Source organism: Shinella curvata, assembly GCF_022899935.1.
Classification (GTDB): Bacteria; Pseudomonadota; Alphaproteobacteria; order Rhizobiales; family Rhizobiaceae; genus Shinella; species Shinella curvata.
Genome location: NZ_JALJCJ010000002.1, coordinates 757,660 through 782,436 on the forward strand (window position 1 = coordinate 757,660; position 24,777 = coordinate 782,436).

A 24,777-nucleotide genomic window follows, 5' to 3' on the forward strand; every position below is an offset into this window, starting at 1 on the left:
CAGAGGAGAACGACTATGCGTAAGACACTTGTTTCGGCCGCAGCCGTGGCCCTTCTGGCCCTGAGCGGCTCGGCCTTTGCCCAGGATACCGTCATCATCCAGGATCCGGTGACCACCCAGTCGACTGTCGTCGTGCCGGGAGAAGTCCGCACCTATGTGCTGGAGCAGCAGGTCCCGTCCGTCGCCTATGATGGTGATGTCGTGGTGGGAACCGTTGTTCCCGATACGGTTGAAATCCACACGATCGACGGCCATGCCGACTATGCCTATTCCGTCGTCAACGATCAGCGGGTGATCGTCAATCCGCAGACCCGCACCATCGTGCAGGTCGTGGAGTAACATCCCGAACAGACGGAGCTCGGCGTTCGCGCCGGGCTCTTTCTTTGCGGCAGGCGGAAAGACGCCACAATGCCGCGAATTCGCCGCCAGTCGAGCCCAATTCCGTGCATAATCGGTCGAAATGCACTCCTAGCGTGAACAGACGCCCGCAAGAGGCGATTCACGACTGGAGGGACTTTTCATGACCGATATGCAAGCCGACGATCCGGCACCTGCGACATCCTCTCGCCCCTTTCCCTATCCCGAGCCGCGCGGCAACCTGACGACCTTCCTGCGTTCGCCCGGTGTCAAGTTCATCATGATCGGCGTCATCTCCGTGGCGCTGCTCGTTCCTTTGCTGCTCGTCTGGGGCCTCACAGAAGAGCGTGCCCAGCGCGCGGCGGATGTCTCGCGCCGTATCGCCAACGGCTGGGGCGGTGACCAGGCGATCAACGGCCCCTATATCGCCGTGCCCTTCGAGGTGCAGCGCAGCCGCGAGGTGGATGGCCGAACCGTTGTCGAGCAGACGACCGAATGGGCGCTCGTCATGCCGGAGGTGTTGGATGTCACGGCCGACCTCAAGGCGGAAGAGCGGAAGCTCTCGATCTACACATTGCCGGTCTACAACGGTGCGCTGACGCTGAAGGGCCGTTTCGGCAGCAATATCCTGCAGGACCTCGCGCAATTCTCCGGCACGCCGCAACTCGACCGGGCCATCCTCGTGCTCAACATCAACGACATCACCGGCATCCGCTCCGATGCGGGCGTGAAGATCGACAACGGTGCCGTCAGGCCCTTCGATCCCGGCATGCGGCAGATCTCCGCGATGAGCGTGGTCGGTGCGGATGGTTACGCCACGCCGCAATCGAGCGCCGGCGTGCATCGTCCGATCGAACGAGCGCTGATTGACAGCGGCTTTGCCTTCGAGATTGCGCTGTCGCTTAACGGCTCGCGCAGCTTCGCCGTGGCACCCGCCGGCCAGACGACGAGTTTCGCCGCCAAGGCCAACTGGCCGCATCCCGGCTTCGAGGGCCTCTTCCTGCCGGAGGAGAAGGCCATCACGGCCAAGGATTTCTCCGCCAAGTGGACGATCCCCTATCTCGCCCGCGGTATCGACCGTGTCGCCTCTGGCCCAACGCTGCCGTTGTCCGGAAGCATGATGAGCATCAACCTCGTGGAACCCGTGCAGTTCTATCAGGTGGTGTCACGGACGCTGAAATACTCGATCGGCTTCATCTCGCTCGTCTTCCTCGCCGTCTTCGTGGTGGAGTTGAAGGGCGGGCGCATGGTGCACTGGATCCAGTATGTGCTGACGGGGCTTGCGCTGATCGTCTTCTACGTGCTGCTGCTGGCGCTCGCCGAACATACCGGCTTCACCATCGCCTATATCGTGGCGGCGTTCGCAACGACCCTGCTCATCGCCGCCTATCTCGGCAGCGCCACCGGCAGCCGAAAGAACGGCCTGTCGCTCGGCGCCGTGCTCATCTCGGCCTACGGCGTCATGTATCTGGTGCTCAGGGAAGACGAATATGCGCTGCTCGCCGGCGCGCTGATCTCCTTCGTGACCATCGCCGCCACCATGTATGCGACACGCCGCGTGGAATGGTCGGCACCGGCACCGCAGGCGGTGCGTTGAGATCACTTGGAAACAAGAAGGCCCGGAGCGATCGCTCCGGGCCTTCCTTTGTTGCGATGCGCCTGAACGGCTTACATCTCTTCGTTGGCCGTGACGGTGACGCCGAGGACCTGCGGAATGGTCTGCGGTGCGCCCATGGCGGCACCCATGATCATCGGGAACGGCACCGGCTCCTTCGGCTGGGCGCTGATCGTCAGGCTCTTGGGGTCGTCAAGGAAGGTGTTGGCGGCGGCCGAGATCTGGTTCTGCAGATCAGGCATGTTGAGCTGCGCGATCATGACCGGGATCAGGCCCTTCAGCGACTGCGCCATCTGGTCGCCTGTGACACCCTGTTCGCTGCCTGCGAAGTCGAGCAGCTTCTTGGTGATCGAGGCGTCCTCGAAGGTGATCGAAGCGCTGTTGAAGGTCAGCTGCTGCACGAGGCCCATCATGGACATGCCCAGCGCCGCATTTGCCTCTTCCTTGTTCGGGTTGGATTCGGAGGCCTTGATGGCTTCCTGGATCCCCTTCAGGAAATCGAGCGTGTAGCCGGAGAACTCCAGTGCCAGGTTGAGGCGGCCGACATCCTTGAAGTCAAAGGAATATTCGTCGACGGCGAGCTTGCCGCTTGCCAGTTCCCAGCTGCCGGACATGGCGACCTTGCCTTCGAGCGAGGTCATGCCGAGCTTGGCGAGCGTGTCCTTGGCCTTCGGATCCTCGACGGTCGTCAGGTCAGCCTTGAGGTCCGACAGGGTGGCGTCGAATTCGAGGCCGGCATCGCCGTCCATGCGCGTGATGTTGGCTTCCATGCCGGACATGGAAAACACTTCCTTGCCCTTGGCGGAGACATTGACCGGACCGGTGGTGGCCGATTCGTACATCACCAGCGATTCGAGCGTGCCGGGTGTCACGGTGCCGGGAATGGAAACACCATTGATCGCGATGTCCTTGGCCGTGACGGTCGATTCGGCTTCGGTGACGTTGACGTCCTGGAAGCCGACGGTCTCGACCGTGTAGCCGCCGTCGCCGTCTTCCTCGACGCCTTCCATGGTGACGGTGCCGAGCTTGATCGGCGCTTCGGCCCCGGCGGCCTTCAGTTCCGTGCCTTCAAGGGTGACGGTCGAACCGTCGACGGCAATGTTCGAAGAGCTGATCGTAACGCCGGACGTTGCATAGGTGGCGTTGAGCTTTGCCAGCAGGTCCGCGCCGTCGAGCGCGAAGGCGGGGCTTGCCAGGGAGGCGAGCGCGGCGCCGGCGAGGAGGGTGCGGAAATGGGAGGTGCGCATCATGAATTGGCTCTCTTTCTGGATTTTTGGACGGCTGCCTTGCCGTTACCGCTCATAGACGGGCGGCGCGGCGACTATATTCGGGCCGGCGCAACTTTCTATAGAATTCTACGGCTATGGCCGCATATTCGTGACAGGCTTTACAAACCGCTATCCACAGCTGGATCGCCCGGATTCCTTGCCGCGAATCGGCTGGCGGGCTAGTCAAGAGCCATGGGACAAAACACTTTGCCGCCGGATGGCGGAGACGACAATATCCTGCCGGTCGACCTCAAGGCGGCGCTGGAAGAGCGCTACCTTGCCTATGCGCTGTCGACCATCACCCAGCGCGCGCTGCCGGATGTGCGCGACGGCCTGAAGCCGGTTCACCGCCGCATCATCCATGCGATGAGCGAAATGGGCATCCGCGCCAATTCGTCCTTCAAGAAATGCGCGCGTATCGTCGGCGACGTCATCGGAAAGTTCCATCCGCATGGCGACCAGTCGGTCTACGATGCGCTGGTGCGCCTCGCGCAGGATTTCTCGCAGCGTTATCCGATCGTCGACGGGCAGGGCAATTTCGGCAATATCGACGGCGACAATGCCGCCGCCTACCGATACACCGAAGCGCGCATGACCGATGTCGCGACGCTGCTGCTCGACGGTATCGATCAGGACGCCGTCGATTTCCGCCCGACCTACAACGAGGAGGACGAGGAGCCGATCGTCCTGCCGGGTGCTTTCCCGAACCTCCTGGCGAACGGATCCTCCGGTATCGCGGTGGGCATGGCGACGTCCATTCCCTCGCACAACGTGCATGAACTGTGCGATGCCGCCCTTTACCTCATCCGCCACCCTGAAGCGGAGGTGGAGAAGCTCGTCGAATTCGTGCAGGGTCCGGACCTGCCGACCGGCGGCATCATCATCGACGGCCGCGAAAGCATCATCGAGGCCTACAAGACGGGCCGCGGTGGTTTTCGCGTGCGCTCCAAGTGGCAGACGGAAGATTTGGGCCGCGGCGGCTACCAGATCGTCGTCACAGAGATCCCCTATCAGGTCCAGAAATCGCGGCTGATCGAAAAGATCGCCGAACTGTTGATCGCCCGAAAGCTGCCGCTCCTGGAGGACATCAGGGACGAGTCGGCCGAAGACGTGCGCATCGTGCTGGTGCCGAAGAGCCGCACCGTCGATCCGACGATCCTGATGGAATCGCTGTTCAAGCTGTCGGAGCTGGAAAACCGCATTCCGCTCAACATGAACGTGCTCTCGATGGGGCGTGTTCCGAAGGTCATGGGCCTCAAGGATGTGCTGGTCGAGTGGCTCGCCCACCGTCGCGAAGTGCTGCAACGCCGCTCGCGCCATCGCCTTGCCGCCATCGAGCGCCGCCTCGAGATTCTCGGCGGTTATCTCGTCGCCTATCTCAACCTCGACGAAGTGATCCGGATCATCCGCGAGGAGGACGAGCCGAAGGTCTCCCTCATGGAAACCTTCTCGCTCACCGACGTGCAGGCCGAAGCGATCCTCAACATGCGCCTGCGCTCCTTGCGCAAGCTCGAGGAATTCGAGATCCGCAGCGAATTCGACACGCTTTCGAAGGAAAAAGCCGAAATCGAGGCGCTGCTCGGCTCAGACGAGAAGCAGTGGCAGACCGTCGCCTGGGAAATCGGCGAGGTCCGCAAGAAATTCGCCAAGGCGACGGAGCTCGGCCGCCGCCGCACCCAGTTCGCCAGCGCGCCGGAGGCCGATGTCGAGGCGATCCAGCAGGCGATGATCGAGAAGGAGCCGGTGACGGTCGTCATCTCGGAAAAGGGCTGGATCCGTGCGCTGAAGGGGCACATCGCCGATACATCAGGCCTCCAGTTCAAGGAGGGTGACGCGCTGAAGGTGGCCTTCCCGGCGCAGACGACGGACAAGGTGCTGATCGTGACGACCGGCGGCAAGGTCTATACGCTCGGCGCCGACAAGCTGCCGGGCGGTCGCGGCCATGGCGAGCCGCTGCGCATCATGGTCGACATGGAGAACGATCAGGACGTCCTGACGGCCTTCGTGCACGACCCGCAGCGCAAGGTCATTGTGGCCTCGCAGGCCGGTAACGGTTTTGTCGTTGCGGAGACCGAGATGGTTGCCAATACCCGCAAGGGCAAGCAGGTGATGAATGTCGGCATGCCAGACGAGGCCAAGCTCGTCGTGCCGGTGCGCGGCGATCACGTCGCCGTCGTCGGCGAAAACCGCAAGATGCTCGTCTTCCCGCTGGCCCAGCTGCCGGAAATGTCGCGCGGCAAGGGCGTGCGCCTGCAGCGCTACAAGGACGGCGGCATCTCCGACCTGCGCTGCTTCGCCATCGCCGACGGCCTTTCCTGGGACGACAGCGCCGGCCGCAACTTCGTGCGCACCCGGGAAGAGCTTGCCGAATGGCTCGCCGACCGCGCGACCGCAGGCCGCACCGTGCCGAAGGGCTTCCCGCGCAGCGGCAAGTTCAGCGGCTGATCAACCGGAATAGGGGACGCTGACGTCGCGCAGGAAGCGCGTCGCGCCCTCTTCGTCGATCTCGCCGGCGGCGACGGCGAGGACGAAAGCGATTACATCGGCTTGCGATGCCTCGATCAGATTGCCGTTGAGTATCAAGAATGTAAACGCGGCAAGAAAGCCGGTGCGCTTGTTCCCGTCAGAGAAGGGGTGATTGCGCACGATGCCGTAGAGATACGCAGCGGCCAATTCGAAAAGATCCGGCGTGCCATATGCTGCCTTGTTGAGTGGGCGAGCCAGAGCAGCCTCCAGAGCGTTCTGATCTTTAAGGCCGCCAAGCCCGCCATGCTCGAGAAGCTGCTCTTCGTGCATGACCTCCACAGCTTGGCGGGTCAGCCACTTAATGTCTCTCATTTCGCGAGTTCGCGGAGGGCGACGCGATATTTCTCCATACCCATTCGGGCGGCTTTGAGTTGTTCCGCCAGATCGGCGTTTTGGGGAATAAGCTGGATTTGACCGCTTTCTTCCTTCAACGTCAGTTCATCCCCCGCCTTGACGCCCATGCGGTCGAGGACGTCCTTCGGGATGATAATGCCTTCGGAATTGCCGATCTTGCGGATGGTGATATTCATGGCTTTGCTCCGTTATAACTGAGTTATAACATCGCCTGCGGCCAGTCTCAAGCCTCACCCCGTGAACGGAAACTCTGCCGCCGCATCGCTTTCCTTGGCGGCGCGGGCCTTCGAGCGCATCTGCCAGAGCGAATGGACCAGCAGCGCGAGGATGAGGATGGAGCCGCCGATAAGGGTTTGGGTGGTGGGCGTCTCGGAAAAGACGATCCACACCCAGATCGGGGCCAAGACCGTTTCCAGCAGGTAGAACATGCCGACCTCGGGCGCTGACAGATAGCGCGGGCCCGTGGCTAGGCAGAAGAAGGCGAGCGGGATCATGATGAGCCCGTTGAACAGGATGAAGCCGGGGGCGGCGATCTGGAAGCCCGTGTCGGGCAGCAGGATCAGCGCGGCTATGCCGGGAAAGATCGCGGTGACCAGGGGCACGAAACCCAGGTCGAGGCCGCTGCGGCGGCTCAGCGTGATCGCCGAGGCCAGCAGGAAGGCCGACGAGGCCGCCATCGCATCGCCGAAGAAGTTCCCGCTTTCCAACCCGTCATGCACGATCAGCATGACCCCTGCGACCATCGCCGCCATGGTGATGAGGGTGGCGTTCGAAGGGCGTTCTCCGAGGAAAATCCAGGACAGGATCGCCGCGAACATCGAGGTGAAGGCGAGGATGAAGACGACGTTCGCCGTCGACGTGTTGAAGACCGCCAGCATGAAGGTCAGCGAGTTTATGCCGTAGAGCACGCCGATCAGCAGGCCTAGCGGCCCGGGTATCAGCGCCACGCGCTTGCCGAGCGCAAAACGCACGACCGACCAGAACAGGATCGCCATCGCGAATGTCGCAAAGCTGCGCGTCGCCAGCACCGACCAGACCTCGCCATGGGCCGAGCGGATCAGCGGGATATCGAAGGAGAGGGCGAGGCCGCCGATGGCGGTGATGAGAAGACCCTTGCGGTGAAGGGCGGGATCGCTTGTCTGGGACACGATGGGACCGAATCGATGCTAAGAGGCAGTATCCTGCTCATCATAGCGTTCCCAGCCGCGTGGCATCAGGTGTTCCTGCGGCAAAAACTTTGTTTTGTAGTCCATTTTGCGCGATCCCTTGACCCAATAGCCGAGATAGACATGCGGTAGGCCAAGCGCCTTGGCGCGCCTGATATGGTCGAGGATCATGAACGTGCCGAAGGAGCGGTCGGCCAGCTCGGGATTGTAGAAGGAATAGACCATAGACAGGCCGTCGCCCATGCGATCGGTCAGCGCCACCGCGAGCAGTTCGCCCTGCGGGCGCTCCTGCAGCCCCGAGCCTTCCTCGCGCTTGCGATACTCGATGATCTTGGTGTTGACATGCGTGTCCTCCACCATCATCGCGTAGTCGAGCACGGACATGTCCGACATGCCGCCTTTCTGGTGGCGGGCGTCGAGATAGTGCCGGAAAAGGGAATATTGCTCGCTCGAGGGTTCGGCGGGATATTCGTTCGCGATCAGGTCGGCATTGGCCGCCAGCACGCGGCGCATCGAACGCCGCGGTGTGAACTCGTTGACGAGGATACGCACGGAAATGCAGGCACGGCAGCTTTCGCAGGCGGGGCGATAGGCGATGTTCTGCGAGCGGCGGAAGCCGCCCTGGGTCAGGAGATCGTTCAGTTCCGGCGCCCGCTCACCCACCAGATGGGTAAAAACCTTCCTCTCCATCTCCTGCGGCAGGTAGGGACAAGCCGCAGGCGCGGTCAGATAGAACTGCGGAGAAGGTGTTGCCTGCGTATTCATCGGCCGTGAGGCGACTCCATCGCTTTGTGACGCGTCTATGCCAATACCATGGCCTAGTTCGAAAAAAGGTCAACTAGAGGATTTCGCCGGTGCCTCCTGATTATCTCAATACCGGTCGCGGCGCACCATGACCGTGCCCAGCAGCAGGTCGTGCAACAGCCGGCCACGGTCGGTGAAGAGGCCGACGAGCACGACGAACGGCGTCAGCACGGCATTGCCGATCCAGAACAGCGCGAGGTGCACGATCGCCGTGAGGAAATCCACGGGGCGACCATCGACGCGGGCGAGTGCAAGGCCCATGACATTCATTCCAGCGCTTGCCTGCGACGGACCACCCATCGTCAGGCCGAAATAGAGCATGGCGACGATGGCGAAGAGGGCAGGGTAAAGGAAGAAGCCGAGGCCGAGCGTCAGGATGCCGAGGAAGAAGACGATCACAGCCGCCGGAACCCAGAGAAGGGCGACGATCGCATAGTCGATCAGAAACGCGAAAATCCGCCGGGACAGCACACCGCGATAGGCCTGCCAGTCCGTCGTCGGAACCCGCGTTTCATTGAAATCAGCGCTCATCTGCCCGTCTCCGTGGTGGAACATGTGGGACATATGGGGATGGTTTTGGGGAAAACAACGGCGGAACAGGAGAGTGCTCTCATCCAGTCTGCTGACCCCCTCTCCCTGTTTGCGGGAGAGGGCCAGGTTGAGGGGCTATGCCAGCCTCAACCCTTCTTCGCCAGATGCCGCGCCACATCCATCGCGAAATAGGTGAGGATGCCGTCGCAGCCGGCGCGCTTGAAAGCGAGCAGGGTTTCGAGCATGACGCGCTCGCCGTCGATCCAGCCGTTCATGGCGGCCGCCTTGATCTGGCTGTATTCGCCGGAGACCTGATAGGCGAAGACGGGAAGGCCGAAGGCTTCCTTCATGCGCCAACAGATGTCGAGATAGGGCAGGCCGGGCTTTACCATCAGCATGTCGGCGCCTTCCTCCACGTCGAGGGCGGCGTCGCGGATCGCCTCTGTGCCGTTGGCGGGATCGATGTAGTAGGTCTTCTTGTCGCCCTTCAGCAGGCCGCCGGTGCCAATCGCATCGCGATAGGGACCGTAGAAGGCGGAGGCGAATTTCGTGGCATAAGACATGATGCCGACATTCTGGTGCCCGGCGGCATCCAGCGCGTGGCGGATGGCGCCGATGCGGCCGTCCATCATTTCCGAGGGAGCGATGATATCGGAGCCGGCATCGGCCTGGAGCACGGCGGCCTTGGCCACCAGGTCCACCGTCTCGTCGTTGACGATGACATCGCCGCGCAGCACGCCGTCATGGCCGTGACTGGTGAAGGGGTCAAGCGCGACATCGGTGATGACGCCGATATTGGGCACGGCCTTTTTGATGGCGCGCGTCGCCTCGTTGATGAGATTGTTGGCGACAAGACAGTGCGAACCCGTTTCGTCGCGAAGGTTCATCTCGATATTCGGGAAGGTGGCGATGGCGGGGATGCCGAGATCGGCGGCTTCCCTTGCCGCTTCCACCAGCTTGTCGATGCTCATGCGATCGACACCGGGCATGGCGGCGACGGGATCGACGACATTCTCGCCGGGCACGACGAAAACCGGCCAGATGAGATCATCCACCGTCAGTCGGTTTTCCTGCACGAGGCGGCGTGTCCAGTCGGCTTTCCGGTTGCGCCGCATGCGGCGGCCGCCGGTGATATCGTCGACAATGTGCCTGCTGCCGGTCATGATGTCATTTCCCTTGCGCGATCTTTTCTGCGCCTCATATCACGCCGAAACCGGCAATCAAATCGCGAGGGGGAAGGAGACCTGCGGCATATGGCCGTGCATGATCGATTTTGCGGGCTTTATGCGGCCTCGCCTTGCCCTTACTGTCCGCCGCATGGTTGCTGATTCTGCCAAAGGCCCCAGGCCGAGCCTGACCGAAACGCTGTTCACGCTGTTCCTGCGTCTGGTGGCGGTGGGCTCCCTGTGGTTCGCCTTGCAATACTGGGCGATGCTGACGGGCTTCTCCTTCAACGGGCAGGGGCGTTTCGATCTGCTGCCGCCGGCCTGGAAGGCGGCCTATACGGCGCTGGCCGTTCTCTTCCCCGTAGCAGCTGTTGGACTGTGGCTTCTCGTCTCCTGGGGGCCGGTCATATGGCTCGTCGCGGCAGCCACGGAAGTCGCCATGCACGAGGCCTATCCCTCGGTTTTCGGCATCGACCGGCCGCTCGTTTTTATGCATGTGGCGATCGCCGTTCTCTTCGTTCTTTTCCGCATCGCGCTCTTCATTCAGCGCCGCCGGCAGGCCCGCACGGTAAGAACTGATTCACCGTGAGACAGGGTCGCCTTCCGGTAAGGCGCTGTTAAGCCTGCGGTTTAAGTAGAATTTTAGATGCATTCGTTAGGTTCTCACTCAAGGCGGGAAAACAAACCACACCGCCAAACAAAACAGTGAGGCAGTAACCATGAACACCAAGATGAAGCCGCAGCAGGCCCCGGTCGTCGATACGCAGGAAGATGCGATCCGCAACCTTTATCTGGAATCCCTCCACCTCGTCGAGCGTCTGCACCGTCGCCTGCTCGATGTCATCAAGGACGAATTCGACCGCGCCGGTCGCTCCGATGTCAACGCCGTTCAGGCGCTGCTCCTCTTCAACATCGGCAACTCGGAACTGACCGCCGGCGAGCTGCGCTCGCGCGGTTACTATCTCGGCTCGAACGTCTCCTACAACGTCAAGAAGCTCGTCGATCTCGGCTTCATCAACCACCAGCGCTCGCGCATCGACCGTCGCTCGGTCCGCATCAGCCTGACGGAAGAAGGCCAGGAAATCGCCGAGACCGTCGCCAAGCTCTATGAGCGCCATATCGGCTCGATCCAGAAGGTCGGCGGCATCGGCGAAGGCGAATTCAACCAGATGAACAAGCTGCTCCAGCGCCTCGATCGCTTCTGGAACGACTCGATCCTCTACCGCCTGTAAAACCAGGCCCCATTTCGACCTCCTCCATAAAGCCGGCCGCGTTCCCTGCGCGTCCGGCTTTGCTGTTTTGTCACTACCTTCGCTCTCCGACTCATCGGGCACAAGAGGAGAAACGAACGTAGGGAGGAAGGACAACACCTCGCTCGTTTTCCACCTGGGTAAAGAGCTGCTTGTCGCGAACCTGCGTGTCGATGCTCTTGCTGCATGCAATCGAGAATTGGGGGAGGCCGCCAAAGGCGATATATACGACCTGCTCGCTGTCGGGATCCTCGTGTATTTCCGTGACGGGAACCGTAAATTTGGAGCAGGTCTCGGTTGCAGCGTTCGGGGCTTCTTTTTCGCCGGCAGGCGCGTCCAGGCGCAGGTTGCAGAGGCCAAGGATGTCATCGCAGTCTATGTGACCCTCGATGGACCACACCGGCGTGCCTTCTCTATACGCTTCGAACCTGACCTGTTTTTGCCAATTGTTTTCGAATTCCGCATCGTCCTGTGTGTAGATCACGCGGGTATTGTCGAATTCCAGCGCGTAAATTGCCCGGTCTGGCGGGCAGGATGCCGCGTTTGCGGGGGCGGCCGCCAATGCCAATGCCGTCGAAATCGGCATCATCGCCTTCAAAATCTTGCCAACTGCCATGTTCCCCATATCCTTGGCTTCATTGTTTTTGCAGATGACATGTGGCCGTTGCGATAGCAAAGCACAGCCTGCATGACAAAAGCGGTGAACCGCACCGCGAAAACCTTTTCCAAGCTTTTTGGGCGCATTTCCGAAAGGCATGGCAAGCCCGCGGAAGTCACCGGGACACGAATTGGCCATATTGCTGTGACACCCGGACGCTGGGCTTAAGGTATGCGCGGGCGGCAGGGCCGGTTTGCGTTTGTTAACCCTGTTCGTGATAGCTGCATCGGGTATGGACCCTCGGGTCATGTGCCCAGGGCGCACCCGCCGCTTTGAACGGCGTCTCAGGAGATGGTAGGATTGATGTCTCGCAAAACCGGAATTGATGTGTTCTCGCGCCGCGCCTTCCTGCGCTCCGCCGCGACCTTCGGCGCAGCCGCCGTTGCCGGCCCCTCGCTGGCCCAGACGGCGCTTGACGATGTCCTCAATGCTCCGCGCCGCGGCAACTGGGACGACCAGTTCGACGCGCAGGCTTCGCGCTCGACAGCAGGCGTTCAGTCAAACAATCCCGTCCTCGGGCCGGGTTCGATCCCGAACATCCAGCAGGCGATCTCCGACTACCAGCAGATCGTGTCGGCCGGCGGCTGGCCGCAGGTCGGTGCCAGCCAGAAGCTGCAGATCGGCGTGGTCGATCCCGCCGTGCAGACCTTGCGCCAGCGGTTGACCATTTCCGGCGACCTGCCGCGCGCCGCCGGCATGTCCAATTCCTTCGATTCCTATGTGGATGGTGCGGTAAAGCGTTTCCAGGCCCGCCATGGCCTGCCGCAGGACGGCGTGCTGGGCGAATATACGCTGAAGGCGATGAACGTGCCCGCCACGACGCGCCTGAGCCAGCTGAACACCAACATGGTGCGTCTGCAGACCATGTCGGGCGATCTCGGCCAGCGTTACGTCATGGTGAACATTCCCGCCGCCTATATCGAGGCGGTCGAAGGCAGCCGCGTGGCCTTGCGCCATGTCGCCGTGGTCGGACGCATGAGCCGCCCGACGCATATTCTCAATTCCAAGATCTACGAGGTCATCCTCAACCCCTACTGGACGGCGCCGCGCTCGATCGTCGAGAAGGACATCGTGCCGCTGATGCGCAAGGATCCGACCTATCTCGCGCGCAACAACATCCGTCTGATCGACGGCAAGGGCCAGGAAGTGGCGCCGGAGACGGTCGACTGGAACGCCGAGAAGGCGCCGAACCTGATGTTCCGCCAGGACCCGGGCAAGATCAACGCCATGTCCTCGACGAAGATCAACTTCCACAACCCGAACAACGAATACATGCACGACACGCCGCAGCAGGGCCTGTTCAATAAACTGATGCGCTTCGAGTCCTCGGGCTGCGTGCGCGTGCAGAACGTGCGCGACCTCACCACCTGGCTGCTGCGCGATACGCCTGGCTGGTCGCGCGAGCAGATCGAAAAGGTGATCAACACGCGCGTCAGCTCGCCAATCAAGCTGGCCGTCGAGGTTCCGGTCTATTTCGTCTATATCTCGGCCTGGTCGGCGCGCGACCGCGTCGTCCAGTTCCGCGACGACATCTACCAGATGGACGGCGCCACCGAACTCGCCCTGCAGACCGGCTACAATCAGGAAGGCGGCCAGTCCGTCGATAGCAACCTGACGCCGCAGTAAGGCAATTCGTCCGACTTTTTCGAAGGCCCTGCTTCCTCCGGAATGCGGGGCCTTCTTTTTTCCGGCTTCCGACGCTCTGTCGTTTTTATCGCATAACGCGCGTTGAAATGGCGCAAACCGTGGAGCGGATATTGCCCTTGCCATGCGAGGACGATAAACACCGTGCCACCCACCCTTAAGGAGCCTCGAGGATGAGCCAGTCTTCCGCCACCGACGTTTTCTTCACGCGTTCTCTTGCCGATACCGATCCGGACATTTTCGGCTCGATCCAGAAGGAACTCGGTCGCCAGCGCCATGAAATCGAGCTGATCGCGTCCGAAAACATCGTTTCGCGCGCCGTGCTCGAAGCCCAGGGCTCGATCATGACGAACAAGTATGCCGAGGGCTATCCGGGCAAGCGCTATTACGGCGGCTGCCAGTTCGTCGACATCGCCGAAGAACTGGCCATCGAGCGCGCCAAGAAGCTGTTCGGCGTCAACTTCGCCAACGTCCAGCCGAATTCCGGTTCGCAGATGAACCAGGCCGTCTTCCTCGCGCTGCTCCAGCCGGGCGATACCTTCATGGGCCTCGACCTCAACTCGGGCGGCCACCTGACGCACGGCTCGCCGGTCAACATGTCCGGCAAGTGGTTCAACGTCGTGTCCTACGGCGTGCGTGAAGGCGACCACCTGCTCGACATGGACGACGTTGCCGAGAAGGCCCGCAAGAACAAGCCGAAGCTCATCATCGCCGGCGGCACCGCCTATTCCCGCATCTGGGACTGGAAGCGCTTCCGCGAGATCGCCGATGAAGTCGGCGCCTATCTCATGGTCGACATGGCTCACATTGCCGGTCTCGTTGCCGGTGGCCAGCATCCGTCGCCGTTCCCGCATTGCCACGTGGCCACCACCACCACGCACAAGTCGCTGCGCGGCCCGCGCGGCGGCGTCGTTCTGACGAACGACGAGGATATCGCCAAGAAGATCAACTCGGCCGTCTTCCCTGGTCTCCAGGGCGGCCCGCTGATGCACATCATCGCCGCCAAGGCCGTTGCCTTCGGTGAGGCGCTGCAGCCGGAATTCAAGGAATATGCCGCGCAGATCGTCAAGAACGCCAAGGCGCTCGCCGAGACGCTGAAGGCCGGCGGCCTCGACATCGTTTCTGGTGGTACCGACAACCACCTGATGCTCGTCGACCTTCGCAAGAAGAACGCGACCGGCAAGCGCGCGGAAGCCGCCCTCGGCCGCGCCTACGTCACCTGCAACAAGAACGGTATCCCGTTCGACCCCGAAAAGCCCTTCGTCACCTCGGGTGTGCGTCTCGGCACGCCTGCCGGTACGACCCGCGGCTTCAAGGAGGCCGAATTCCAGGAAATCGGCAACCTGATCGTCGAGGTTCTCGATGGTCTTAAGGTCGCTAATTCCGACGAGGGCAATGCCGCTGTCGAAGCCGCGGTGCGGGAGAAGGTCGTCGCGCTGACGGACCGCTTCCCGATGTACTCCTATATGTAAGGAAGACTGATGCGCTGCCCCTATTGCAGTTCGGAAGATTCGCAGGTGAAGGATTCCCGTCCCGCAGAGGACGGGGCCGCCATTCGCCGCCGGCGCATCTGCCCGGATTGCGGCGGTCGGTTCACGACCTTCGAACGGGTGCAGCTGCGCGAGCTGATGGTTGCCAAGAAGACGGGCCGCAAGGCCCCCTTCGACCGTGACAAGCTGCTCAAATCCTTCGAGATCGCGCTGCGCAAGCGGCCGGTCGACCGGGACCGCATCGAACGCGCGGTCTCGGGCATCGTCCGCCGGCTCGAAAGCTCCGGCGAGACGGAAATCTCCTCCGAAGAGATCGGCCTTCAGGTGCTTGAAGCCCTGAAGGCGCTCGATGACGTGGCCTTCGTGCGCTACGCGTCGGTCTATCGCGACTTTTCCCATGTCGACGACTTCGAGAAGATTCTCGCCGAAGTCGCCGCCAAGATCGCCCGCGATCCGGGCGCCGACGGTTAGATGTCGGGCCTGGGCGCAGACGACGAGCGCTTCATGGCAGCGGCAATCCGCCTCTGCCGCCGCAACCTCGGCCTGACCGCCACCAATCCCTCCGTCGCCTGCCTCATCGTCAAGGACGGCGTGATCGTCGGTTCCGCTGTGACGGCGCCCGGCGGACGGCCGCATGCGGAAACGCAGGCATTGGCCATGGCCGGGGAGGCTGCGCGCGGCGCAATCGCCTATGTGACGCTCGAACCCTGCTCGCATCACGGGAAGACGCCGCCCTGCGCGGACGCACTGATCGCTGCGGGCGTCGCCCGCGTCGTGGTCGCCGTGACCGATCCGGACGAGCGCGTCGCGGGCAGGGGACTTTCCATGCTGCGGGACGCCGGCATCGCGGTGGAAACCGGCCTGCTGGAGGCGAATGGCAAGACCGCACTTGCCGCCTATCTCTCGCGACAGACGAGGAAGCGGCCCTATGTGACTCTGAAACTTGCCGTTTCCGCCGATGGCATGCTTGGCCATCTCGGCGTGGGGCAGGTGGCGATCACCGGTCCTGTCTCCCGCGGCCAGGTGCATGTGCTACGGGCAGAGAGTGACGCGATCCTCGTCGGCATCGGCACCGCACTGGCCGACGATCCGGAACTCACCTGCCGCCTGCCGGGGCTCGAAACGCGCTCGCCGGTCCGGATCGTGCTCGATCCGCGGCTGGAACTGTCGCCGGGATCGAAACTCGCGCGCACGGCTTCGACAGTGCCGGTCATCGTGGTGACGGCGAAGGATGGCAAGGACGATCCGGCTTTTGCCGCCCGCCAGGACGCCCTGGAAGCCTTGGGCGTCGAGGTGCTGATCTGCGATCCGCGCCGTCTCGATACGCTGCTGGCGGCGCTGGCGACGCGGGGCATCTCTTCGCTGCTTGTCGAAGGCGGCGCGCGGACGGCACAGTCTTTCCTCCAGGCGGGGCTTGTCGATCGCATCCTGCTGTTCAACGGTTCTGCCACCCTTGGCAAGGAGGGGGTCGCGTCCCCATGTGTTTCCGGACAGGTGCCGGCGGGTTTTTCGCTTCGCCGCACCGCGCGCTATGGCGCGGACAATCTTGAAGACTACGAAAGAGACGAGTGATGTTTACCGGTATTGTCACTGACATCGGAACGGTCGAGAAGGTCGAGCCCATGAATGAGGGGGTTCGCCTGCGCGTGCGCACCAACTACGACCCCGCCACCATCGACATGGGCGCCTCGATTGCCCATTCCGGCACCTGCCTGACCGTCACGGCACTGCCGGATGAGGGCACGAATGCTCGCTGGTTTGAAGTCGAGGCCTGGGAAGAGGCATTGCGGCTGACGACGATTGCCGGCTGGACGGCCGGCACGAAGATCAATCTGGAACGCTCGCTGAAGATCGGCGACGAACTCGGCGGCCACATCGTCTCCGGCCATGTCGACGGCAAGGCGGAAATCCTCTCCGTCGAGGCCGAGGGTGACGCGACACGCTTCCGCATTCGCGCGCCGGAGGGATTGGAGCGCTTCGTCGCACCGAAGGGCTCGATTGCGCTGGACGGTACGTCGCTCACCGTGAACGCAGTCGATGGCGCGGTTTTCGACGTGCTGCTCATCCGGCACACACTCGACGTGACGACATGGGGCGAGCGCAGGGCGGGCGATTTCGTGAACTTCGAGGTCGACACCATGGCGCGTTATGCGGCGCGGCTTGCGGAGTTCCCTGCTCCCAGGGCGTGACGGGCGCGTGACTCCAGGAGGCTGTGTCTCGTGTTAATACATCGCGGCCTGATATTCCCTTCGCGGCGGTAACGATATCGATACCTCTCGGCCTCTAGTGTCCGACCATTCGGACGCAGGAGGCCGTTGCTGCATGGCACCCGACTACAACACATTGTTGCTTGCGATCGGCCTTGCAGGCTTCTGCCTGTCGGCAACACTGTTTGCGACCTGGCTTTCCGCAAAGGTCGAGCGTTTCCTGCTCTGCTGGTCCATCGGCATCGGCTGCATCGTGCCGGCAGTTGTCGTCTACGGCCTCTATATCGAGCGCCCGACGGTCGTGGTCGGCTGCCTTGCCTTCCTGCTGCAATTTCTCGGCTTTTCCTTCATTTACGGTGCAGCCTACCGCTTTCGCACTGGCCTCAGCGGGCGGCGGCGCATTCTCGGCGTCTTTGCCGCTTGCGCGATCCTTTCCCTTCCGTGGCTCATTGCCGGATATGACGGCCTTGCCTTCATCACGCTCAACGTCCTGATCACAGCCTGCCTCGTGGCGACCGCGCATGAATACTGGCGGGGCCGCGACGAGGCGCCGCTGCCGCTGACCGGGATCGTCATTCTCTATCTGCTGACGGCGCTGTCCTTTGCGTGTTGCGCCGGCGTGCTCATCCACGAAGGCAGGTGGGTGATGGGGCATGCTCCGGACAACTGGGCGGAAAACCTCAACCTCATCGTGGCGATCCTGGGCATCACCGGCATCGGCGCCATGTCGCTGGCGCTCAACCAGTGGCGCGTTGCCGGCAGTCACCACCGCGCCGCCATGACGGACGCGCTGACGGGCCTACTCAATCGTCGCGCACTCTTCGACCGTTATATTGGGGAACCCGTCACCGATCACATCGCCGCGATCGCCTTCGACCTCGACAATTTCAAGTCCGTCAACGACCGCCATGGCCACGCGGCCGGCGATACGGTGCTAAAAGTCTTTGCCGACGTGCTGCGCGACGTCTGTGAAACATCCGCATGCCTGGCCCGTCTCGGCGGCGAGGAGTTCGTGGTGGTACTCGATCGCACCCTGCCGGACAGGGCGCAACGCATCGCCGAGCGAATCCGCATGGACTTCGCGGCAAAGCTCATTCCGATCGGCAAGCGCTCCATCACCTGCACGGTGAGCGCCGGCATCGCCTTTGGCGGCGATGACAGCAGCAGCTTCGATTCTCTGCTGAGCAACGCCGACAAGGCGCTCTACATGTCGAAGCGCGGGGGCCGCAACCGCGTGTCGCTTGCCGCCTGATGCCTCAGGCCCCGGGCTCGCCTTCCCAGTAGTCGACGGTCTCGCCCGTAGGGCCAATGGTGCGGAATTCTGTTCGGCCACCGAGCGCACGGCGTGTCTTGGCAAGGAATTTCCCGGAATCCGGATATTCGCAGATCTCCGTCGACGCCATGGAGGAGATGGAGAGATATTTCAGCGGCACCGTGCCGGTATTGATGATCTGGTGTGCCGTCTCCGGTCCGCCGGCCGGCGCACCAAGCACGTCGCCGGGGCCGATCAGGTGCCGCTCGTTACCATAGCGATAGGTGCCGTGACCTTCGAGAATGACGAACAGCTCGTCCTCGACATGGTGGCTGTGGAACGGACAGCCGGATTTTCCCGGCGGCACCTCGCCATAGCCGATGCCGAGGTCCTTGAGGCCAAGGGTGGTGCCGAAGGCGGTGTCTCGGCTTTCGTAGAGGCTGCCCTGCGTCCAATGCTCGAGTTGCAGTTTGGCAAGCGTGACGATGGGCGGTGTTTGAGCGCTCATGGAAGGTCTCCTTGTGGCGGTATTTCATGGTTCCTGTTATGTTCCGTGATGTCAATGCCGCAGCACCTGGTGGCCACATCGGGGAAGGGCGGAAATCGCCGCACCCGGTGGAAAACTCTTGCCAAGCCTCGCCGGTCGTGGTTTGACCGCCGCTTCTGCCCGCATTTGCGTGGCCCGCCTCCAATTTTCAGGTGATACATGGCCAACACCGATAATCCTCATCTTCTCATCGTCGAGGCGCGCTTCTACGACGACATGGCCGATGCGATGCTCGATGGCGCGAAAAACGCGCTCGATACCGCCGGCGCCACCTATGATATCGTGACCGTGATGGGCGCGCTCGAAATTCCCGCTGCCATCGCCATGGCGCTTGACGGCATGGACAATGGCGGCACGCTCTATGACGGTTTCGTCGCGCTGGGCATGGTCATCCGTGGCGAGACCTACCATTTCGACATCGTCGCCAACGAATCGAGCCGCGCCCTCATGGACCTCGCCGTCAGCGAGAGCCTGCCGATCGGCAACGGCATCCTGACCGTCGAGAACGACGAGCAGGCCTGGGCCCGCGCCCGCCGCTCGGAAGGCGACAAGGGTGGTTTTGCTGCCCGCGCCGCGCTGACGATGATCGAACTGAAGAAGAAACTGGGCGGCGAACTGTGACGACGGACAAGGACCAGCAGCCGGTCAAGCCGGCCAACCAGCGTGGCGCGGCGCGCCTTGCGGCCGTGCAGGCGCTCTACCAGATGGATATCGGCGGTTCGGGCGTGCTCGAGATCGTCGCCGAATATGAGACGCATCGCCTCGGACAGGAACTCGACGGCGACACCTATCTCAAGGCCGATGCCTCGTGGTTCCGCTCGATCGTCGCCGGCGTCGTGCGCGATCAGCGTCTGCTCGATCCGTTGATCGGCACAGCGCTCCAGGACGACTGGGCGCTGTCTCGTCTCGATTCCACGGTGCGCGCGATCCTGCGCGCCGGTACCTTCGAGCTGAAGGAACGCAAGGACGTGCCGATCGCCGTGATCGTCACGGAATATGTCGAGATCGCCAAGGCGTTCTTCGAGGATGAAGAGCCCAAGCTGGTGAATGCGGTTCTGGACCGGATCGCCAAGCAGCTTCGGCCAGACGCGCGAAAATAGCACACGCAAATAACGGTAGGCAGCATGAGCACGGGTACGGTCGAAGGTCTTGAACGGGAGCTTTCGGCCGCACGCCGCAATGTCTTCCTGTTAACGTTGGCACAGGCGCTTCTGGCCTCGTCCGGTCCGATCGTGTTCTCCGTCGGCGGTCTTGCGGGCTATAACCTGCTCGGCCCCGACAAGTCGCTCGCAACCGCCCCGCTCACCGGCTTCAACATTGGCGTCGCGCTGGGCGCCGTCTTCGTGGCGATCGCCGCCCGCATGCTCGGCCGCGCTTATGGCTTCATCGTCGGCGCGCTGATCGGGGCAGGGGGGGGCCTGATTGCCGCGATTGCGCTCTTCCGTGGCGACTTCTGGCTCTTCGCGCTCGGCTTCGTGCTCGTCGGCATATCGAGCGGTTTTGCGCAGAAGATCCGTTTTGCCGCCGCCGATGCGTCCCCCTCCTTTTACAAGCCCCGCGCGATTTCCTGGATTCTGGCCGGCGGCGTCATTTCCGCCATTCTCGGCCCGCAGGTGGTGATCCTCACCAAGGACCTGTTCGAGCCGGTGCTGTTTGCCGGCGCCTTCGTCGCGCTCGCGCCGCTGTGCCTTGCCGCCATCGTGCTCTTCCTGTTCCTGCGCCTGCCCGATCACAAGGCGGCTGGTGTGGCGAGCGGGCAGGCGGCGCGGCCGCTCCGTGAGATCGTGCTGACGCAGCGCTTCCTCACCGGTATGATCTGCGGCATTTCCACCTATGCGCTGATGACCTTCATGATGACCGGCGCGCCGCTTGCCATGGTCATCGGCTGCGGTTTCTCGCCGGAAATGGCGACACTCGGCATCCAGTGGCACGTGCTCGCCATGTTCGCGCCGAGCTTCTTCACCGGCATGCTGATCCAGCGCTTCGGCTCGGAGAAGGTCGTGGCCGCCGGCCTCGTCATCCTCATGGGCTGCGCGACCGTGGCGCATGCGGGCATCGAACTCTGGAACTTCTGGGGCGCGCTGATCCTGCTCGGCGTCGGCTGGAATTTCGGCTTCATCGGCGCCACCGCCATCGTCGCCTCCAGCTACCGGCCGCACGAGGCCGACAAGGTTCAGGGCTTCCACGACATCATCCTGTTCGGTGCCGTGGCGCTTGCCTCCTTCTCCTCGGGCAAGGTGTTCAACGCCTATGGCTGGCAGACGATAAACCTGCTGTTCTGGCCGATCACCGGCATCAGCCTCGTTCTCGTGCTGCTTTTGCTTTTGCGCAATCGCCGCGCCGCCGTCTAATCGGTTCAGATCGACCCGCGCCAAAAAATCCGTTTTCTAGAAGCGGTTGCCGCAGTGCGGCGACTTGACGCAACCGATTCGCAAACGCACTCTGGCCGCGCGCCGGCCCCTGTCTTGTGAGGAGGCAAGCAGGAGCGGGCGCATATCGGCTGCGGGGAGAGGACCCCGTGGCTTCCTAGGAGGACAGAGCGAAATGACCATATTGTTTGGCGTTATCGCATGCGGGTTGCTTTCGGTGGTCTATGCCATCTGGGCGACACAGTCGGTGCTTGCCGCCGACCAGGGGAATGCCCGCATGCAGGAAATTGCAGGTTATATCCGGGAAGGGGCGCAGGCCTATCTCACCCGGCAGTACAAGACCATTGCGATCGTCGGTGTTGTCGTCTTCGTCGGCACCTGGCTGCTTCTTTCCGCTACGGCCGCCATCGGGTTTCTGATCGGTGCCGTCCTGTCTGGCGTTGCCGGGTTTATCGGCATGCATGTGTCCGTCCGCGCCAATGTGCGCACGGCGCAGGCCGCGTCGGTCAGTCTGTCCTCCGGTCTCGACATCGCCTTCAAGTCGGGTGCGATCACCGGCATGCTGGTGGCCGGCCTCGCCCTTCTCGGCGTGTCCATCTACTACTGGATTCTCACCGGCGTTCTCGGCCAGGAGCCGGCCTCCCGCGAAGTCATCGATGCGCTCGTCGCGCTCGGTTTCGGCGCTTCGCTGATCTCCATCTTCGCCCGTCTCGGCGGCGGCATCTTCACCAAGGGTGCTGATGTCGGCGGCGACCTCGTCGGCAAGGTGGAAGCTGGCATTCCCGAAGACGATCCGCGCAACCCGGCGACCATCGCCGACAATGTGGGCGATAATGTCGGCGACTGCGCCGGCATGGCGGCCGACCTCTTCGAGACCTATGCGGTGACCGTCGTCGCCACCATGGTTCTCGCTGCCATCTTCTTTGCCGGCGCACCGATCCTGGCTTCCGCCATGATCTACCCGCTGGCCATCTGCGGCGCCTGCATCATCACTTCGATCATCGGTTCGTTCTTCGTCAAGCTCGGCTCGAACGGCTCGATCATGGGCGCGCTCTACAAGGGCCTCATCGTCACCGGCGTGCTTTCCATCGCGGGCCTTGCCGCCGCGACGTCGCTGACGATCGGCTGGGGTCCCATCGGCACGGTCGCCGGCAAGGAGATTACCGGCACGAACCTCTTCATCTGCGGCCTTCTCGGCCTCGTGGTGACGGCGCTCATCGTCGTGATCACCGAATACTACACGGGCACCAACAAGCGTCCGGTGAACTCCATCGCGCAGGCCTCGGTGACCGGTCACGGCACCAACGTCATCCAGGGCCTTGCCGTCTCGCTGGAATCGACGGCTCTGCCGGCGATCGTCATCGTCGGCGGCATCATCGCCACCTACCAGCTCGCCGGCCTGTTCGGAACCGGCATCGCGGTGACGGGCATGCTCGGCATTGCCGGCATGATCGTGGCGCTCGACGCTTTCGGTCCGGTGACGGACAATGCCGGCGGCATCGCCGAAATGTCCCATCTGCCACCGGAAGTGCGCAAGTCGACCGACGCGCTCGATGCCGTCGGCAACACGACCAAGGCCGTCACCAAGGGCTATGCGATCGGTTCGGCGGGTCTGGGCGCGCTGGTGCTCTTCGCCGCCTATTCGAACGACCTCGCTTACTTTGCGGCGAACGGTGACAAGTATCCCTACTTCGCCGATGTCGGCTCGATCTCCTTCGATCTCTCCAACCCCTATGTGGTGGCTGGCCTGATCTTCGGCGGTCTCATCCCGTATCTCTTCGGCGGTATCGCCATGACGGCCGTCGGCCGTGCGGCGGGGTCGATCGTCGAGGAAGTGCGCCGGCAGTTCCGCGAAAAGCCCGGCATCATGGCGGGCACCGAGCGTCCGGATTACGGTCGCGCGGTCGACCTTCTGACCAAGGCGGCGATCCGCGAAATGGTCGTGCCGTCGCTGCTGCCGGTGCTGGCGCCGCTCGTCGTCTATTTCGGCGTGCTGCTGATCTCCGGTTCTAAGGCCTCGGCCTTTGCGGCACTCGGCGCCTCGCTTCTCGGCGTCATCGTCAACGGCCTCTTCGTGGCGATCTCCATGACCTCGGGCGGCGGCGCCTGGGACAATGCCAAGAAGAGCTTCGAGGACGGTTTCGTCGACAAGGACGGCACGCGTCACCTGAAGGGTTCGGAAGCCCACAAGGCCTCCGTCACCGGCGACACCGTCGGCGACCCGTACAAGGACACCGCCGGCCCCGCCGTCAACCCGGCCATCAAGATCACCAATATCGTGGCCTTGCTGCTGCTCGCCGTTCTCGCCTGACCGGCATGGTGCTCAAAAGAAAACCGCGGGGAGCGATCCCCGCGGTTTTTTGATTCCGTTCCGGTCGAAAAGGCTCAGATTTACTTCTGAGCGCCGATTGCGTTCTGGATCATGCTGGCCGGGTTTGCGCCACCCTTCAGCAACTGGCCGAGGAAGGTCGTTTCCGCACCGCCCGTCGGCGTGACGCGGGCGATCATGTCGAAGACCTTGCCGTCCTGCAGCGTATAGTGCGCCAGGCGCTCCACATTGCCGTCCTTGTTGAAATAGACGGCGAGAATGCTCTGTTCGACGAGCTTCGGCTTCATGAAGGCGACCGGGCGGGTGCGCTTCTGCGAGACGTAGTAGAAGACCTCGTTGTCGAAGGTCGCAGTCGAGGATGGCGAACCCAGCGAAAGCAGAACCTGCTCGCGGGAGGAGCCGACGGGCGCAAGCGCGAGCGTTTCCTGGTCGACGACGTAACCCTGGTGCAGAACTTCGCCGGCGCCCTGGCAACCCGCGAGGATGGACGCGGAGAGGGTGGCGGCAATGGCGGCGTTACGCAACAGCTTCATCTTCACAGAATCTCTCTTCACAACATCCCAGGGACTATGATGGCCGCGCAGCCATTGCAATTCATGCCTGCTTCGGTAAACCAGCTTCGAGCCTCATGCAACATGACTTGCAATGGCTCCATGGTTTGAATCGGGCAAAACTAGGCTTTATGATGATTTTCGGCCTGTTCGGCAAAAAAAACGGCAACCGGCGCATCGTCGAAAAGCAGTACGCGACGCTTACAACGGCCGCGCGGCATCCCTATCTCTATGAAGCGCTTGAAGTTCCCGACACGGTGATGGGGCGCTTCGAGATGCTTTCGGCGGTGCTGATCCTCTACTTTCGCCGTACCCGGACAAGCGGTACGTCCGGTCAGGAGATCGCCCAGGAGATCGTCGATGCCTTTTTCGAGGACGTCGATCACTCGATTCGCGAACTAGGTGTCGGCGATGTCGGCGTGCCCAAGCGCATGAAGAAATTCGCCGGCATGTTTTATGGCCGGCTGGAATCCTATGCGGCAGCGCTCGACAGCGGCAACCGGGAAGGGCTCGCGGCGGCGCTCCGGCGGAACATCTATCCGGAGGCCGGTGAGGCCGCGCCCACCATGGCGGGCCTTGCAGGCTACCTCTTCGCCGCCGAAGCCGCGATGGCTGAAGTCGGCGACGATGACATAAAGGCGGGCGCGCTTGCGGTTGTTGAGCCCGGCCGCGACGAACACGCCGCCTGAGGGC

The 24,777-nt window shown here is 62.6% G+C and carries 26 protein-coding genes; 16 read left to right on the top strand and 10 right to left on the bottom strand.

The annotated features are described in order from the left end of the window. Window positions 1–15 precede the first annotated feature (15 nt). Both MUU55_RS09720 and creD read left to right on the top strand, forming a co-directional pair. Window positions 16–339, top strand: coding sequence for a DUF1236 domain-containing protein (locus tag MUU55_RS09720; RefSeq protein WP_244760569.1), 324 nt, complete (start codon window positions 16–18; stop codon window positions 337–339). A 181-nt stretch (window positions 340–520) separates the two neighbouring features. Beyond that, the gene (gene creD, locus MUU55_RS09725) at window positions 521–1,954 is read left to right on the top strand and encodes a cell envelope integrity protein CreD (RefSeq protein ID WP_244760570.1); all 1,434 of its coding nucleotides are present in this window, start codon (window positions 521–523) and stop codon (window positions 1,952–1,954) included. A 71-nt stretch (window positions 1,955–2,025) separates the two neighbouring features. Here creD and MUU55_RS09730 read toward each other — a convergent pair whose 3' ends face one another. Continuing rightward, on the bottom strand, window positions 2,026–3,222 hold the full coding sequence (locus MUU55_RS09730) for a hypothetical protein (protein WP_244760571.1): 1,197 nt from the start codon (window positions 3,220–3,222) through the stop codon (window positions 2,026–2,028). Window positions 3,223–3,432: 210 nt separating this feature from the next. Between MUU55_RS09730 and parC the strand changes: the two genes are divergently transcribed. Then, window positions 3,433–5,685 carry a DNA topoisomerase IV subunit A gene (gene parC, locus MUU55_RS09735; RefSeq protein ID WP_244760572.1) on the top strand — a complete coding sequence of 751 codons (2,253 nt, stop codon included), beginning with the start codon at window positions 3,433–3,435 and terminating at the stop codon, window positions 5,683–5,685. Here parC and MUU55_RS09740 read toward each other — a convergent pair whose 3' ends face one another. The 6 genes from MUU55_RS09740 to hemB form a co-directional block, all read right to left on the bottom strand. Beyond that, a complete protein-coding gene (locus tag MUU55_RS09740) occupies window positions 5,686–6,078 on the bottom strand; it encodes a type II toxin-antitoxin system death-on-curing family toxin (RefSeq protein WP_244760573.1) in 393 nt (130 codons plus the stop codon). Beyond that, window positions 6,075–6,296, bottom strand: a complete 222-nt coding sequence (locus MUU55_RS09745) for an AbrB/MazE/SpoVT family DNA-binding domain-containing protein (RefSeq protein ID WP_244760574.1) — start codon at window positions 6,294–6,296, stop codon at window positions 6,075–6,077. The genes MUU55_RS09740 and MUU55_RS09745 overlap by 4 nt, the downstream gene beginning before the upstream one ends. A gap of 54 nt (window positions 6,297–6,350) precedes the next feature. After that, entirely contained in the window at window positions 6,351–7,268 is a 918-nt protein-coding gene (locus MUU55_RS09750; RefSeq protein WP_244760575.1) for a DMT family transporter, read from the bottom strand. Between the two features lie 18 nt (window positions 7,269–7,286). After that, window positions 7,287–8,051 (bottom strand): arginyltransferase, encoded by a 765-nt coding sequence (locus MUU55_RS09755; protein WP_244760576.1) that lies wholly within the window; start codon window positions 8,049–8,051, stop codon window positions 7,287–7,289. A 105-nt stretch (window positions 8,052–8,156) separates the two neighbouring features. After that, window positions 8,157–8,621 carry an RDD family protein gene (locus tag MUU55_RS09760; protein ID WP_244760577.1) on the bottom strand — a complete coding sequence of 155 codons (465 nt, stop codon included), beginning with the start codon at window positions 8,619–8,621 and terminating at the stop codon, window positions 8,157–8,159. A gap of 146 nt (window positions 8,622–8,767) precedes the next feature. Beyond that, entirely contained in the window at window positions 8,768–9,784 is a 1,017-nt protein-coding gene (gene hemB, locus MUU55_RS09765; RefSeq protein ID WP_244760578.1) for a porphobilinogen synthase, read from the bottom strand. 154 nt (window positions 9,785–9,938) lie between these two features. Between hemB and MUU55_RS09770 the strand changes: the two genes are divergently transcribed. Together MUU55_RS09770 and ldtR are read left to right on the top strand one after the other, a co-directional pair. Beyond that, window positions 9,939–10,376 carry a DUF6163 family protein gene (locus tag MUU55_RS09770; RefSeq protein WP_244760579.1) on the top strand — a complete coding sequence of 146 codons (438 nt, stop codon included), beginning with the start codon at window positions 9,939–9,941 and terminating at the stop codon, window positions 10,374–10,376. 130 nt (window positions 10,377–10,506) lie between these two features. After that, window positions 10,507–11,019, top strand: coding sequence for a transcriptional regulator LdtR (gene ldtR, locus MUU55_RS09775; protein WP_244760580.1), 513 nt, complete (start codon window positions 10,507–10,509; stop codon window positions 11,017–11,019). A 91-nt stretch (window positions 11,020–11,110) separates the two neighbouring features. Here ldtR and MUU55_RS09780 read toward each other — a convergent pair whose 3' ends face one another. After that, on the bottom strand, window positions 11,111–11,653 hold the full coding sequence (locus MUU55_RS09780; protein ID WP_244760581.1) for a hypothetical protein: 543 nt from the start codon (window positions 11,651–11,653) through the stop codon (window positions 11,111–11,113). Window positions 11,654–11,998: 345 nt separating this feature from the next. On the opposite strand from MUU55_RS09780, the gene MUU55_RS09785 reads away from it, so the two are divergent. From MUU55_RS09785 to MUU55_RS09810, 6 genes are all read left to right on the top strand, one after another. Next, window positions 11,999–13,321 carry a L,D-transpeptidase family protein gene (locus tag MUU55_RS09785; protein WP_244760582.1) on the top strand — a complete coding sequence of 441 codons (1,323 nt, stop codon included), beginning with the start codon at window positions 11,999–12,001 and terminating at the stop codon, window positions 13,319–13,321. Window positions 13,322–13,512: 191 nt separating this feature from the next. Continuing rightward, entirely contained in the window at window positions 13,513–14,811 is a 1,299-nt protein-coding gene (gene glyA, locus MUU55_RS09790; protein ID WP_244760583.1) for a serine hydroxymethyltransferase, read from the top strand. Between the two features lie 9 nt (window positions 14,812–14,820). Beyond that, entirely contained in the window at window positions 14,821–15,300 is a 480-nt protein-coding gene (gene nrdR / locus MUU55_RS09795) for a transcriptional regulator NrdR (protein WP_244760584.1), read from the top strand. Then, window positions 15,301–16,401: a bifunctional diaminohydroxyphosphoribosylaminopyrimidine deaminase/5-amino-6-(5-phosphoribosylamino)uracil reductase RibD gene (gene ribD, locus MUU55_RS09800; protein ID WP_244760585.1), complete on the top strand. Its 1,101-nt coding sequence runs from the start codon at window positions 15,301–15,303 to the stop codon at window positions 16,399–16,401. Further along, the gene (locus MUU55_RS09805; RefSeq protein ID WP_244760586.1) at window positions 16,401–17,018 is read left to right on the top strand and encodes a riboflavin synthase; all 618 of its coding nucleotides are present in this window, start codon (window positions 16,401–16,403) and stop codon (window positions 17,016–17,018) included. The genes ribD and MUU55_RS09805 overlap by 1 nt, the downstream gene beginning before the upstream one ends. Window positions 17,019–17,151: 133 nt before the next feature. Next, window positions 17,152–18,288: a GGDEF domain-containing protein gene (locus MUU55_RS09810; protein ID WP_244760587.1), complete on the top strand. Its 1,137-nt coding sequence runs from the start codon at window positions 17,152–17,154 to the stop codon at window positions 18,286–18,288. Between the two features lie 4 nt (window positions 18,289–18,292). On the opposite strand, the gene MUU55_RS09815 is transcribed toward MUU55_RS09810, so the two are convergent. Beyond that, entirely contained in the window at window positions 18,293–18,796 is a 504-nt protein-coding gene (locus tag MUU55_RS09815; RefSeq protein WP_244760588.1) for a cupin domain-containing protein, read from the bottom strand. Window positions 18,797–18,994: 198 nt separating this feature from the next. Between MUU55_RS09815 and ribH the strand changes: the two genes are divergently transcribed. From ribH to MUU55_RS09835, 4 genes are all read left to right on the top strand, one after another. Beyond that, entirely contained in the window at window positions 18,995–19,456 is a 462-nt protein-coding gene (gene ribH, locus MUU55_RS09820) for a 6,7-dimethyl-8-ribityllumazine synthase (protein ID WP_244760589.1), read from the top strand. Next, window positions 19,453–19,935, top strand: a complete 483-nt coding sequence (nusB, locus tag MUU55_RS09825) for a transcription antitermination factor NusB (protein WP_244760590.1) — start codon at window positions 19,453–19,455, stop codon at window positions 19,933–19,935. The genes ribH and nusB overlap by 4 nt, the downstream gene beginning before the upstream one ends. Before the next feature lie 24 nt (window positions 19,936–19,959). After that, entirely contained in the window at window positions 19,960–21,186 is a 1,227-nt protein-coding gene (locus MUU55_RS09830) for an MFS transporter (protein WP_244760591.1), read from the top strand. 193 nt (window positions 21,187–21,379) lie between these two features. Further along, the gene (locus tag MUU55_RS09835) at window positions 21,380–23,515 is read left to right on the top strand and encodes a sodium-translocating pyrophosphatase (protein ID WP_244760592.1); all 2,136 of its coding nucleotides are present in this window, start codon (window positions 21,380–21,382) and stop codon (window positions 23,513–23,515) included. Between the two features lie 80 nt (window positions 23,516–23,595). Here MUU55_RS09835 and MUU55_RS09840 read toward each other — a convergent pair whose 3' ends face one another. Then, complete coding sequence (locus MUU55_RS09840; RefSeq protein ID WP_244760908.1) at window positions 23,596–24,066, bottom strand: outer membrane protein assembly factor BamE; 471 nt, start codon at window positions 24,064–24,066, stop codon at window positions 23,596–23,598. Window positions 24,067–24,218: 152 nt separating this feature from the next. On the opposite strand from MUU55_RS09840, the gene MUU55_RS09845 reads away from it, so the two are divergent. Next, complete coding sequence (locus tag MUU55_RS09845) at window positions 24,219–24,773, top strand: ubiquinol-cytochrome C chaperone family protein (RefSeq protein WP_244760909.1); 555 nt, start codon at window positions 24,219–24,221, stop codon at window positions 24,771–24,773. Window positions 24,774–24,777 lie beyond the last annotated feature (4 nt).

Coding starts and splice junctions, on each gene's coding strand:
- MUU55_RS09720 (WP_244760569.1), top strand. CDS start 16: ATGCGTAAGACACTTGTTTCGGCCGCAGCCGTGGCCCTTCTGGCCCTG.
- creD (WP_244760570.1), top strand. CDS start 521: ATGACCGATATGCAAGCCGACGATCCGGCACCTGCGACATCCTCTCGC.
- MUU55_RS09730 (WP_244760571.1), bottom strand. CDS start 3,222: ATGATGCGCACCTCCCATTTCCGCACCCTCCTCGCCGGCGCCGCGCTC.
- parC (WP_244760572.1), top strand. CDS start 3,433: ATGGGACAAAACACTTTGCCGCCGGATGGCGGAGACGACAATATCCTG.
- MUU55_RS09740 (WP_244760573.1), bottom strand. CDS start 6,078: ATGAGAGACATTAAGTGGCTGACCCGCCAAGCTGTGGAGGTCATGCAC.
- MUU55_RS09745 (WP_244760574.1), bottom strand. CDS start 6,296: ATGAATATCACCATCCGCAAGATCGGCAATTCCGAAGGCATTATCATC.
- MUU55_RS09755 (WP_244760576.1), bottom strand. CDS start 8,051: ATGAATACGCAGGCAACACCTTCTCCGCAGTTCTATCTGACCGCGCCT.
- MUU55_RS09760 (WP_244760577.1), bottom strand. CDS start 8,621: ATGAGCGCTGATTTCAATGAAACGCGGGTTCCGACGACGGACTGGCAG.
- hemB (WP_244760578.1), bottom strand. CDS start 9,784: ATGACCGGCAGCAGGCACATTGTCGACGATATCACCGGCGGCCGCCGC.
- MUU55_RS09770 (WP_244760579.1), top strand. CDS start 9,939: ATGGTTGCTGATTCTGCCAAAGGCCCCAGGCCGAGCCTGACCGAAACG.
- ldtR (WP_244760580.1), top strand. CDS start 10,507: ATGAACACCAAGATGAAGCCGCAGCAGGCCCCGGTCGTCGATACGCAG.
- MUU55_RS09780 (WP_244760581.1), bottom strand. CDS start 11,653: ATGGCAGTTGGCAAGATTTTGAAGGCGATGATGCCGATTTCGACGGCA.
- MUU55_RS09785 (WP_244760582.1), top strand. CDS start 11,999: ATGTCTCGCAAAACCGGAATTGATGTGTTCTCGCGCCGCGCCTTCCTG.
- glyA (WP_244760583.1), top strand. CDS start 13,513: ATGAGCCAGTCTTCCGCCACCGACGTTTTCTTCACGCGTTCTCTTGCC.
- nrdR (WP_244760584.1), top strand. CDS start 14,821: ATGCGCTGCCCCTATTGCAGTTCGGAAGATTCGCAGGTGAAGGATTCC.
- ribD (WP_244760585.1), top strand. CDS start 15,301: ATGTCGGGCCTGGGCGCAGACGACGAGCGCTTCATGGCAGCGGCAATC.
- MUU55_RS09805 (WP_244760586.1), top strand. CDS start 16,401: ATGTTTACCGGTATTGTCACTGACATCGGAACGGTCGAGAAGGTCGAG.
- MUU55_RS09810 (WP_244760587.1), top strand. CDS start 17,152: ATGGCACCCGACTACAACACATTGTTGCTTGCGATCGGCCTTGCAGGC.
- MUU55_RS09815 (WP_244760588.1), bottom strand. CDS start 18,796: ATGAGCGCTCAAACACCGCCCATCGTCACGCTTGCCAAACTGCAACTC.
- ribH (WP_244760589.1), top strand. CDS start 18,995: ATGGCCAACACCGATAATCCTCATCTTCTCATCGTCGAGGCGCGCTTC.
- MUU55_RS09830 (WP_244760591.1), top strand. CDS start 19,960: ATGAGCACGGGTACGGTCGAAGGTCTTGAACGGGAGCTTTCGGCCGCA.
- MUU55_RS09835 (WP_244760592.1), top strand. CDS start 21,380: ATGACCATATTGTTTGGCGTTATCGCATGCGGGTTGCTTTCGGTGGTC.
- MUU55_RS09840 (WP_244760908.1), bottom strand. CDS start 24,066: ATGAAGCTGTTGCGTAACGCCGCCATTGCCGCCACCCTCTCCGCGTCC.
- MUU55_RS09845 (WP_244760909.1), top strand. CDS start 24,219: ATGATTTTCGGCCTGTTCGGCAAAAAAAACGGCAACCGGCGCATCGTC.